This is a genomic window from Allofournierella sp. (genome assembly GCF_017889395.1).
Classification (GTDB): Bacteria; Bacillota; Clostridia; order Oscillospirales; family Ruminococcaceae; genus Allofournierella.
This window is the reverse complement of sequence record NZ_JAGHKE010000091.1, coordinates 1-10,087: the sequence shown is the minus strand read 5'-3', so window position 1 is coordinate 10,087 and position 10,087 is coordinate 1. Positions and strand designations below refer to the sequence as shown.

At 57.6% G+C, this 10,087-nt stretch carries 11 protein-coding genes, 1 tRNA gene and 1 pseudogene; 8 read left to right on the top strand and 5 right to left on the bottom strand.

All coding sequences use genetic code 11. The features are described 5' to 3' along the window. Positions 1–306: U32 family peptidase C-terminal domain-containing protein (locus J7G73_RS11240; RefSeq protein WP_291246310.1), on the top strand; the 306-nt coding region annotated here is incomplete at its 5' end. A gap of 70 nt (positions 307–376) precedes the next feature. On the opposite strand, the gene J7G73_RS11235 is transcribed toward J7G73_RS11240, so the two are convergent. Beyond that, on the bottom strand, positions 377–1,726 hold the full coding sequence (locus J7G73_RS11235; protein WP_291246309.1) for a hypothetical protein: 1,350 nt from the start codon (positions 1,724–1,726) through the stop codon (positions 377–379). Positions 1,727–1,867: 141 nt separating this feature from the next. Here J7G73_RS11235 and J7G73_RS11230 point away from each other — a divergent pair, with 141 nt between their 5' ends. The 4 genes from J7G73_RS11230 to J7G73_RS11215 are packed head-to-tail and all read left to right on the top strand — an operon-like array spanning position 1,868 to position 5,457. After that, positions 1,868–2,743 (top strand): carbohydrate ABC transporter permease, encoded by an 876-nt coding sequence (locus J7G73_RS11230; RefSeq protein WP_291246308.1) that lies wholly within the window; start codon positions 1,868–1,870, stop codon positions 2,741–2,743. Further along, complete coding sequence (locus J7G73_RS11225; RefSeq protein WP_291246307.1) at positions 2,740–3,591, top strand: carbohydrate ABC transporter permease; 852 nt, start codon at positions 2,740–2,742, stop codon at positions 3,589–3,591. The genes J7G73_RS11230 and J7G73_RS11225 overlap by 4 nt, the downstream gene beginning before the upstream one ends. Before the next feature lie 23 nt (positions 3,592–3,614). After that, positions 3,615–4,316: a hypothetical protein gene (locus tag J7G73_RS11220; RefSeq protein WP_291246306.1), complete on the top strand. Its 702-nt coding sequence runs from the start codon at positions 3,615–3,617 to the stop codon at positions 4,314–4,316. After that, positions 4,282–5,457 (top strand): ABC transporter permease, encoded by a 1,176-nt coding sequence (locus J7G73_RS11215; RefSeq protein ID WP_291246305.1) that lies wholly within the window; start codon positions 4,282–4,284, stop codon positions 5,455–5,457. The genes J7G73_RS11220 and J7G73_RS11215 overlap by 35 nt, the downstream gene beginning before the upstream one ends. 99 nt (positions 5,458–5,556) lie before the next feature. Here the strand turns inward: J7G73_RS11215 and J7G73_RS11210 are convergent, their stop codons facing one another. The 3 genes from J7G73_RS11210 to J7G73_RS11200 form a co-directional block, all read right to left on the bottom strand. Next, on the bottom strand, positions 5,557–5,823 hold the full coding sequence (locus J7G73_RS11210) for a DUF1905 domain-containing protein (RefSeq protein WP_367113989.1): 267 nt from the start codon (positions 5,821–5,823) through the stop codon (positions 5,557–5,559). Between the two features lie 12 nt (positions 5,824–5,835). Further along, the gene (locus tag J7G73_RS11205; protein WP_291246304.1) at positions 5,836–6,396 is read right to left on the bottom strand and encodes a flavin reductase family protein; all 561 of its coding nucleotides are present in this window, start codon (positions 6,394–6,396) and stop codon (positions 5,836–5,838) included. A 128-nt stretch (positions 6,397–6,524) separates the two neighbouring features. Beyond that, positions 6,525–7,466, bottom strand: a complete 942-nt coding sequence (locus J7G73_RS11200) for a hypothetical protein (RefSeq protein ID WP_291246303.1) — start codon at positions 7,464–7,466, stop codon at positions 6,525–6,527. A gap of 249 nt (positions 7,467–7,715) precedes the next feature. On the opposite strand from J7G73_RS11200, the gene J7G73_RS11195 reads away from it, so the two are divergent. Further along, on the top strand, positions 7,716–8,471 hold the full coding sequence (locus tag J7G73_RS11195) for a helix-turn-helix transcriptional regulator (protein WP_291246302.1): 756 nt from the start codon (positions 7,716–7,718) through the stop codon (positions 8,469–8,471). Between the two features lie 156 nt (positions 8,472–8,627). On the opposite strand, the gene J7G73_RS11190 is transcribed toward J7G73_RS11195, so the two are convergent. Next, positions 8,628–8,704 (bottom strand) — tRNA-Pro (locus J7G73_RS11190). A 230-nt stretch (positions 8,705–8,934) separates the two neighbouring features. On the opposite strand from J7G73_RS11190, the gene J7G73_RS11185 reads away from it, so the two are divergent. Next, positions 8,935–9,192, top strand: coding sequence for a hypothetical protein (locus tag J7G73_RS11185; protein WP_087293848.1), 258 nt, complete (start codon positions 8,935–8,937; stop codon positions 9,190–9,192). Positions 9,193–9,364: 172 nt separating this feature from the next. Next, positions 9,365–10,087 (top strand): annotated as a pseudogene (locus J7G73_RS11180) (hypothetical protein); the annotation flags it as partial.

The following is a 10,087-nucleotide window of genomic DNA, read 5'->3' as shown; positions in this document are numbered from 1 at the left end:
CAGCAGGCCAAGCAGGAGACCAAAAACGGCGGCTACCTGCGCCACTGGGAGTTCATCGGCGTGGTGGAGGGCTGGCAGGACGGCGTGGCTCAGTGCAGCCAGCGCGGCAAGTTCTGCCTGGGCGATACCATCGAGGTGCTCACCCCGCTGGGCGAGCGCATCACCCTGACCCCGGAATGGATCAAAAATGAGCTGGGCGAAGAGGTGGAAAGCACCCCTCACGCCACCATGAAGTACACCATTCCCTGCGAGACTGCGCTGCCGGCCTACAGCCTGCTGCGCCGCCGCGTTCCGTCGGAAAAATAAACAGATAAAAGCCTCCGCAGAGAACCTTCTGCGGAGGCTTTTTTGTGCATTTTGTTTTAGCAAGGACGGGTCATTCGTCCGCATAGATCACGAACTCACGCTGCAATTTCTCCAGAGTAAGTTCCTCACTCTGAGTGCCTGCAAAGTAAGGTTCGCAGATTGCAAGATACCGCTCGTACCGCCGGTCCACCAGGGTGATGTTGGTCACGCTGTTCTGAAAATCCTCATAGCGGGCGATGGTGGCATCGCTGATCTCACCCCACACAAAGCCGCCGGCGGGACCGTAGCGGTTGCGGTCCCGCAGCATGGCAGCCAGGGCGGTTTTGCACACCGGAAGGCCCTGGTCGGCGCTGCTCAGCTCCCGGTAGCCGGGGTTTGGGAAATTGGTCTCCCAGGTCTGGATGTGTTCGCTGAGCAAGAGCTGGATCAGCTCCCGGGCCTGTTCCAGATGGGTGGAGTTTGCCCGCACGCCCACGTAGCTGGTGGCCATGGCGGTAACGCCGCCTTCCAGATTGGGCACCGCCGAAAAATAGGGTTCGCTGTTTTGGGCAGCCAGCAGACTGGCCTGCTCTAAAAACGGGTCGTAAAGAGGCAAGCCGGTCCAGCACAGGGCATTGCCGCCGGCGGGGGATTCCTTCAGCGAAGAAACGGAAGGCTGAGCGGCAGTGCTGGTTTGCATCAGATGCTTTTGCAGACGCAGCAGGGCCGGAAAATCCTCCCGGTCAATGGTCTCGCTCAGATCACCAGTGCCACCCGCCAGCGGCAGCGCCCGGGCCAGGCCGGAAAGCTCTCCCGAGTGGTCATCGCCCGCCTGACTGAGCAGCGAGGGCAGGTAGTCCAGCAGGGGAGCGGTGCTCTGAGCCGCCTGGGCAAAGGCATCCGGCATCCTGCCGGTATAGCTCACGGTGAGGGGCAGATAGCCCAGCGGAAGCAGATACAGCGGTTCGCCATTGGTTTTGTATTCGGCCAGCGCGGGAATCAACCCGGCGAAATCCTGGTCGCTCAAAAGGGTGGTCAAATCGCAGAACAGCCCGGCCGTCTGCGCCTTGTGCAGATCCTCAAACAGATATTCACTGGAATCCGAGGGGTTCAGCAGGCTATCGGTGCCCCGCAGCAGAAAAACATCCGGCCCTTTGCCTGCCATGATCTGGGTGCGCAGCTGACGAATCAGCTGCTCGCGTCCCTCCGGGTCCACCTGCGGATCCGGCAGCCAGAGCATCTCGAACTGGGCGTTGGGATAGTAGCGCACCGAGTAATAGTTCACACCCTTCATCACGTTGCGGTAGTCCCGCAGTTCGGCGCAGATGACCATCACGTCCTGCTGCGGCTCTTCTTCGGTCGTTTGCACAGAACAGCCGCAGGCAAGACCCAGCAGTAGCGCGGCCGCCAGCAGAAAGCGGAAAATGCGATTTCGTATCATGCAAGATCCCTCCCGGCATAGCCTCTGCCTTTTGACTTTACAAAGCGTAGAGGGTGTGCTATGCTGAAATGTACAGTACACTACTATGATAAACATTCAAAGTGCATTTGTCAAAAATTACTGCAAAGGAGGCGGGCCGCCATGAACAAACACAGCCGATGGAAACGGCGCCAGGCCCTGACCGGCTATGCGCTGGCCGCCCCGGTACTGTTGGGAACACTGATTTTTTTTGCGCTGCCCTTTGGGCTTACCTTCTGGTATTCGCTTACCTTCGGCCCTGGGGGCCAGACCTTTGTGGGGCTGGATAACTACGCCTATGTGCTGAGCACCCGCAGCTTCCGGCTGGCGGCAGACAACACCCTGCGCTTTCTGGGGCTGGGTGTACCGCTGATTCTGGTGGTGAGCATGCTGCTTGCCCTAGCGCTGCAGAAAAAGTTTGCGGGCACAAGGCTTTTCCGCAACGTGCTGCTGTTCCCCATGGTGGTGCCGGTGGCGGGCATTGTGATGGTGGTGGATGTGTTCCTGGCCGAGCAGGGAGCGCTGAATGCGGCTCTGGAAGCGGTGGGCCTTTCGCCGGTCCGCTGGATGGAAAGCCCGGCGGCTTTCTGGGTGCTGATGGCGCTGTATGTGTGGAAAAATTGCGGCTACAATGTGATTCTTCTGCTGGCCGGGCTGAACATGATTCCGGAGGAGCTGTATCAGTGCGCCCGGCTGGAGGGCGCAAACGAGCGGCAGGTGTTCTGGCGTATCACCGCGCCCCTGATGCGGCCCACAGTGTTTTTTGTGGTGGTCATCAGTGTGATCAATGCCTTCAAATCCTACCGGGAGGCCTTCCTGCTGGGCGGTGAACATCCCCATACCAGCGTGTATTTTCTGCAGCATTACCTGAACAACAACTTCAATAACATGACCTATTCCCGGCTGTCGGTGGCGGCGATTCTGCTGTTCACAGGCATGATGGTGCTGGTGGCAGTGCTGTACCGGATGCAGTCAGAGGACGGGGAGGCGGTCTTGTGAAGCGGAAACGAAGAAAGCGGGACTGGATTCTGGCGTCGCTGTTTCTGGTGCTGTCGGTGATCGTACTGTTCCCGGCGGTTTATGTGCTGTGCAACAGCTTTCTGTCTCCCCAGGAGGCAGTGCAGCGATACGGTGCACTGGCCTCCGGCACAGGTGAGTTGGATTTAAGCCTTCTGCCGGAACAGTTTTCTTTGCAGGGGTATTTGCAGGTGTTCTTGCGGCGCACTGCTTACTGGCTGCGCTTCTGGCGCACGCTGGCCATGTGCGGTGTGATCGTGGCCGGGCAGCTGCTGGTGAGCATTCTGGGCGGCTTTGCTTTTGCGAAGTTCTCCTTCCCGGGCAAAAGGTGGCTGTTTTACCTGCTGGTGGTGCTCATGCTCATGCCGGTACAGGTGACACTGGTGCCCAACTACATCGTGCTGGAACGGTTGAATCTGCTGGACAGCTACGGCGCGCTGATTCTTCCGGCCATATTCCTGCCCTTCGGAACCTTCCTGATGACCCAGATCTTTAAGGCCGTGCCGGACGAGGTACTGCAGGCCGGGCAGATCGACGGGGCAGGCACCTTGACGGTACTGTTCCGGGTGCTGCTGCCTGCGGGCCGGGCAGGTGCGGTGAGCCTGTGTCTGCTCACCTTTATTGATGCCTGGAATATGGTGGAACAGCCGCTGGCCTTTTTGAAGGACAGCGCCAAATATCCCTTCTCGGTGTTCCTGGCCAGTACCAGTCGGGATGCGCTGGCTGTGGTGTTCCCCTGCGGGGTGCTGGCCATGCTGCCGGTGCTGCTGCTGTTCTGGTTCTTCAACGAGGAACTGGTGGAGGGCATCGAATTTACCGGCATCAAATAAGCGCCGCCCGGGAGGAAAACAGCATGAAACGAACAAAAAACAACAAGCGGCGCTTTGCCGTTTTTCTGGCGATTGTGCTGGCAGCAGTGCTGTGCACTTCGGTCGCCTGGCTGGTGGAGTGGACCCTTGCACCCCAGGTGGAGGCGGTCTTCACCACCCGAGGCAGTGTGAACCAGGAGTACTTTTTTAACGGAACGGTTTACCGCACCGAGGACGAGCGTCCGGCGCTGCGCATTCGTGTGCCGGTGCAGGGGGAAGACGCCCAGATTTTGCAGGCCGCCTCGCTGTTGGCCTTCCCGCCGGAGAGCGAGATGAACCTGCTGGCCCTGGAATTGGCACCCGAGGAGGAACAGACCGGGGATGCGGTGATCCTGCGCCAGAAGAATCCGCTGCCGGAGCTGCCGGAGGGCCCGGTGATCATTCAGGCCCGCATCCTTACGGAAGGCTGGTACAAGCTGCCCCTGTCCGCCATCCAAACCCAGGAGGATGGCTCCACCATGGTAATGAAGCTGGAGGAGCGCTGGACCCCCTGGGGCAAGCAGAACTATGCAGTGGCGGTCGCAGTGGAGGTGTACGCCTCCGACGGCCAGAGCGCGGTGGTGAATCTGGGCGAGACCGGAGAGTTTCGAATTGCGGCCTATGGGGCTGCGCCCATTCAGGACGGGGATTTGGTAAAGGTGGTGCAGCCGGATGGAGCGAATGAAAACGAGCAGACCGCGCAGTAAGGCAGCGGTGGCCCTGCGTGTGCTGGCTCTTTTGCTGCTGGCGGCCTGTGCGGCGGTGTTTGCCCGGCAGGTGCTGCTCTGCCGCAGTGCGCTGGAGTACATCCCTATGCTGCTGGAATACCCGGAGCTGGGCGAAACGCCGCCCCTCACGCTGGAGGTGTTCCAGCGCCGGGTGGGAGAAAAGACGGAAAACAGTGCCGCCTGGCAGGGAGAGTTGGAGGTGGAGCTGCCCGGCGGAACGCAGCAGATGACGACCCGGGTGGCGCTGTCCAACTGGGGCCAGGTGGCAGGCCTTGCGTTTATTGAGGGCGATTTCTACCAGCCTCAGGCGGTGCTGCTGCGGCAGTATCGGGCGGTGGTGCCGGAGGGCATCGCGGCAGCAGGGCAGACGATCTCCGTCGAGGGCGTGGATTACGCGGTGTGCGGTGTATACCAGCCGGAAGGTGAAACCGCGCCGCTCTATCTGAGCACTCATCCCGATCAGTCGAACAGTACGCTTGCACCCAACCGGATGCTGCTTGCCCAGAACGACCGGCTGCGGCTTTCAGTGCTGTATGATTTGCAGGCAAAAGCAAACTACACCCCGAAGACAGAGGGGGTGGATCTGGGCCTGTGGCGGCAGCTGCTGCGTCAGGAGGTGTACGCAGTGATCCTGTGCTGCACGGTATTGCTCTGCGCTTGCGTGCTGCTGCGGGGCTATCTGAATGCGGTGCGGCTGTATGGCCGGTGGGGCAGTATGCTCAGCGGCCGCAAGCGGGCGCTCGGCTGGTGTCTGGCCCGGCTGGTTTTACCGGTAGCGGTGTTGAACCTGGCCTTCTGCGGAGTGGATCTGCCGGAGGAGTTCTTTAAGACAGATGAGCAGAATCCGCTGCTTGCCGCGCAGGCTCTGGTCCAAACCAGTGATTACCTGGCCGAAGCGGTACAGGCGGCGAGGCAGCTTGCGGTGCTGGGTGCGGCGGCGGTTGTACTGTTTGCCTGTGGGCTGCTTCTTTGGCAGCTGGCAGGCTGCAGAAAAACACCGGGCAGCAATTCGGTGGAGAATCCGGCTGTCAAGCCTGATTCCAAGCACCCGGACAAAGATGTCCGCTGGCGTTATCACGCCCCGGCAAAAGCTGTCGGAAATCTCCGAAAGGATGGATAAAAAGCATCAGAGGGAGCCTTCCTGCATCGAAGGCTCCCTCTGATTTTTTATGAGGTTGTTTTAAATGCCCCTGGCAAGGCGTTCAAATCCGGCGAACTGTCACCAGGATGGTGTCACCGGGATAACGGTCCATGGCTTTCTGAATGTCCTTGCGAACACCCAGAATGTAGCAGATGGAGCCATCGGTGTTTTGACCCCCATGTTCACGATGCTGCCGCAGTAGGGAACACCGTTGAAGGTGGCCTCCACCTTTGCCCGACCCTGGCCGAATTCCTTGCGGATGTCAAACGGGACCCGAACAAACGCACCCCCCTTGTCCGGTACCGGCTCGATCACCGCCTCAAATTGATACAATGATTCACTCATGGTGTCACCTGGTTATTTCAGCTTTGCGCCATCCTGGAAGGCGTGGCCCACGATTTCGCCCAGCTTGCGATAAACATTGTGCACCGGGTCAAAGGTAATGGGCGCAAGCTTTTCCACATCGATCTTTCCCTCGCTGTCCAGCACGGACTCCTCCGCACACACGTTCACGATCTCGCCCACCAGACGGCAGCTTTCCGGGTCGTAACTCACCAGGCGGCACTCCACCGCCATGGGCAGCTCATCCACCAGAGGAGCGTCCACAAATTCCGATTTGGTGGTGTGCCAGCCGGCCTTTTCCAGCTTGTTGGCCACGCGCTTGCCGGATTCAATGCCCACGTAATCGCAGGCGACAGCCTGGTCTGCGGTAGCCATACTTACGGTAAAGGCCTTGCGGGCCAGAATGTTGGCGGTGGTTTTGTGGCTGGCGCTGATGCACATGGTCAGCTCCTTGTCGTCACTGATACCGCCCCAGGCGGCGTTCATGGCATCCGGAACACCGTTCTCATCATAGGTGGCCAGGATGAACACCGGCTGCGGATAGGTCCAGGGCTTGGCTCCAAAATTTTTACGCATCGAAAATACCTCCTTTGATGTTCACTAAAAGAAAGAAAAAGTACGTAAGCTTTCTGGTTTCATTCAGATAAAATCCGGAATGGAACAACGAAAAGCAACGCGATTGGTAAACGAATCGCTTGCGATCCTTACATGGAGATCCCTGCGACCAGCTGCTCTATTTCCCGGGAAATGCGGGCCAGCTCTGCGTCCGTCTGGTTCATCAATGTGTGTAAATGGTTCAGAACAATTTCAATCTGATTCCGGATGCGCTGTACCTGCTGCTGTGACTGGCGAATCTGGTCCAGTACGGCCCAGTCGGCAAAGATTCCATCAAAAAAGTAATCGGCCACACGCAGGAAGCCATCAATGCTGACCTGAATGTCCGCATCGATTGTTACATCGGCCAGCTCGGTTTTGAAGCGGCGAAGCTGTGCCTGCAATGTTTCCACCGAAGCCTGGGCCTGGTCCAGATGGCTGTGCTTTGCAAGATCCGTGAGCAGTCCGCCGCCGACCAGATCCCAGGTTCCCCAGCCTTCTGCACTGTTCAGTTCGGATAGAATTTGATCCGCGCAGGACAGTGCGGCATTACCGGCGATCAAAGCTTCCTGCAATTCCCGCTTTTGACTGTCCAGATAGCCGTTCCGTTCTTCCAGCTGCAGAATCTTTTCCGCAGTGGGCCCGCCGGCTGCCTTTACGGCAAGCGTTTTTTCCTGCAAAAGGGAATCGTACCGAGCCTCACAGCCCCAGAGCGAATTCCGCTCGTCTTCGCATCGCTTCAAATCCCGCTCAATGCCTTCCAGCTCCCGAGCGGCGGCGTCATATTTTACCTGAGCGGCATAGGCTTCCTGCTGCTCCTTGGTCAGCTTTTCGTCCATTTTGCCAACCATCTGATAAAAGAAAGCAGCCAGACTGCGCCCCTCCAGCCGTTCCACATCTGACTGCTCTTTGGAGAGGATCTTTCGAAGCTCATCCGCACGGTCGGCATAAACTTTGCGCTGGGCGCGCAGTTCATCTATGGAAGCTTCCAGCTTTTTCTTGCGGGCGCACTGGGCCTGTAGTTGACGCAGCTGTTCATCATAGCATTTCATGAGCCAACATCCCTTTCTGCTCGATTGAATTTGGTGCCTTTCAGATGACGAAGCGCACGGTGTTTTAAAACTGTCTTTGTACAAACGATACAGGAATTGAGGCAGGGTGTCAATAGACGGGGCAGGTATTCCGTGATTTCTGAGAAGGGGCTGAGAATCCCTTGTTGAGCGGGTGGATAAGGGGGACTCTACTGCTGTTCGGTTGCTACTCAGCTGGATCACTGGTATGATTTTCTCGAGGTGAGCAAAGTGTTTGCAATCGATAAAGAAAAATTTGGAGCCTTTGTGGCGCAGCTGCGCAAGGAGAAGGGGATGACGCAGAAGGAAGTGGCAGAGCGACTGTTCGTGTCGGATAAGGCGGTCAGCAAGTGGGAAACGGGAGCATCTATTCCGGACACTGCTCTGTTGATTCCGCTGTCGGAACTGCTGGGAGTGACCGTTACGGAACTTCTGATGTGCCGCCGTCAGGCTAGCCAGCAGCCAATGGATGCAAAGGCGGTGGAGGATGTGGTGAAAACAGCAATCGCATACTCCAAGAAGGATGGAAAAAGAGTCTGGCGCAGCTGTGGCTGGTGGCCCTTGTGGTATGTACTTTCATTGCTGCTGGGAATGGCGGAGCTGCTGCTGAGCCTACGGCTGGAAATCCCAATGGAGAGCGTGCAAACGGCTGTGCTGCTGGGAGCTGTTTTTGGGGCATGGTTCTGCTTTTTTGCCCGGAAGGATCTGCCACGGTTCTATGACGAGAACCGAATATACGGAATAATGGATGGGCCGTTCCGCATGAATGTGCCGGGGCTGCGTTTCAGCAATCGCAACTGGCCGCATATTCTAACGGTGGGCCGGATCTGGTCCTGCACAGTGATGGCAGCCTTGCCTGCTTTCTGTATGGGCCTTTGGTGGATGTGGCCTGTGGTATGGCCTCAGATGGAGCTGTCCGTGATGCTAGGTACAACGTTGGGCGGCTTATTTGCCCCTCTTTATGTGGTGGGAAAGCGGTTTGAATAAGGGAACGGCTGACGGAAGCGTTTCCGGAAAGGAAAGAATGCAAAAGAACAGCCCCTGCAGCAGAAATAAAAAACGGGCGGTTCCAAAACCTCGGAACCGCTCACAAACCCGCATTACAGCAACAAAAAAGCCACCAGCTTTTCAGCTGATGGCTTTTGGTCCGAGTGGCGAGAGTCGAACTCACGGCCTCTTGAACCCCATTCAAGCGCGCTACCAAACTGCGCTACACCCGGATGTCCGGCCCGGTGTTCTCACCGGCGACATTGTCTATTATAGACCATGCAATGGGTTTTGTCAACGGAAAAAATCCGGTTTTCTGTTTTTTATAAAAGTTTTCCGGATAATATCTATGCGATTGGTCATACTATCTGCAAAAGGCAGCGCACGAGGCGGAAAAAGCCCGAAAACAGGGAAGAAATCCGTTTTATCGGTCTGTCATACATCAGAAAAGAGGGAAAATACAATGGATAACAACTATACACAGCCTCATCATCAGGGGCAGAACGCTGTTGGTCAGGTGGATCTGGGCGACAAGCCCAGCCAAAGCGGTGCGAAAAAGCACCAGACTGACCCGGAGGAGGGCTTCGGGGCCTATCTGCCCTGGGTGGACCCGATGATCCTGCCCGGTGGCGTGCAAAAAATTCAAGGTGATTCCGTGCAGGCGGTGCAGCCTGCGCCGGACCAGCGGGGCGGCGGCTGTGAGCCGGAGCCCTGCGAATAACAGGCAGAAAACCAGCCGGACGGGGATTTCCAGTCCGGCTGGTTGCCTTTGGGAAAATTTTAACCGTTTCTTTCTTGGAATTCGGAGCTATCGGTGATAGAATACCAGTAAGCAGCGGAGCGGCCGAGATCCGGTGAAAACGCATCCGCACAGCAGAGAAAGGAACAAAAATATGAAACATTGGAAAGCGAAGGCGGTGCTGCTCACATTATTGGTGGCCGTGCTGTATGTGGTGTTTCAGCACCCGAACCTGAACCCGCTCTATCCGGAGTCGGCATTCCTGTATTGTGTACTGATCACGGTGCTGGTGGGTATCTTCACGCTGGATCGGATCGGCCGGGTGGTGGCCAAGCCGGGACCGGTGCAGGGCGTGCCGGGCAGCGTGCGTTTTGAGCGCTTCCAGAATGGCAGCCGCTGGCCGCTGATTCTGGTGGCAGTGCTTTGGGGCGTATACTTTATTGTATGGGCCGGGTCCAGCGTTCTGTTCCAGGTGAATGCTTTCCGGGACCAGATGCCGGAACTGATCCAGATGGACTTCGCCGAGGACTTCGACACCACCGATACCAGCCAGCTGCCCATTGTGGATAAGGCCATGGCTCAGAAGCTGGCGGACAAAAAGCTGGGCGAGCGCCCCAGTCTGGGCAGTCAGGTGGTGCTTGGTGAGCCTACGCTGCAGCAGGTGAACGGCAAACTGGTCTGGGCGGTGCCCACCTACCATTCCGGCGTCTTCAAGTGGCTTACCAATCTGGAGGGCACTCCCGGTTATGTGGTGGTGTCCGCCATCAACCCTCAGGATGTGCAGTATGTGGACGGCTACACCATTAAATACCAGCCGGGTGCATATCTGTGGCAGAATCTTTTGTTCTATGCCCGCTTTACCGCCGCGCCCTTCACC

What these genes read in the sequence shown, in the direction of transcription:
- J7G73_RS11235 (WP_291246309.1), bottom strand. Translation starts at nt 1,726, where the DNA reads ATGATACGAAATCGCATTTTCCGCTTTCTGCTGGCGGCCGCGCTACTG.
- J7G73_RS11230 (WP_291246308.1), top strand. Translation starts at nt 1,868, where the DNA reads ATGAACAAACACAGCCGATGGAAACGGCGCCAGGCCCTGACCGGCTAT.
- J7G73_RS11220 (WP_291246306.1), top strand. Translation starts at nt 3,615, where the DNA reads ATGAAACGAACAAAAAACAACAAGCGGCGCTTTGCCGTTTTTCTGGCG.
- J7G73_RS11215 (WP_291246305.1), top strand. Translation starts at nt 4,282, where the DNA reads ATGGAGCGAATGAAAACGAGCAGACCGCGCAGTAAGGCAGCGGTGGCC.
- J7G73_RS11210 (WP_367113989.1), bottom strand. Translation starts at nt 5,823, where the DNA reads ATGAGTGAATCATTGTATCAATTTGAGGCGGTGATCGAGCCGGTACCG.
- J7G73_RS11205 (WP_291246304.1), bottom strand. Translation starts at nt 6,396, where the DNA reads ATGCGTAAAAATTTTGGAGCCAAGCCCTGGACCTATCCGCAGCCGGTG.
- J7G73_RS11200 (WP_291246303.1), bottom strand. Translation starts at nt 7,466, where the DNA reads ATGAAATGCTATGATGAACAGCTGCGTCAACTACAGGCCCAGTGCGCC.
- J7G73_RS11185 (WP_087293848.1), top strand. Translation starts at nt 8,935, where the DNA reads ATGGATAACAACTATACACAGCCTCATCATCAGGGGCAGAACGCTGTT.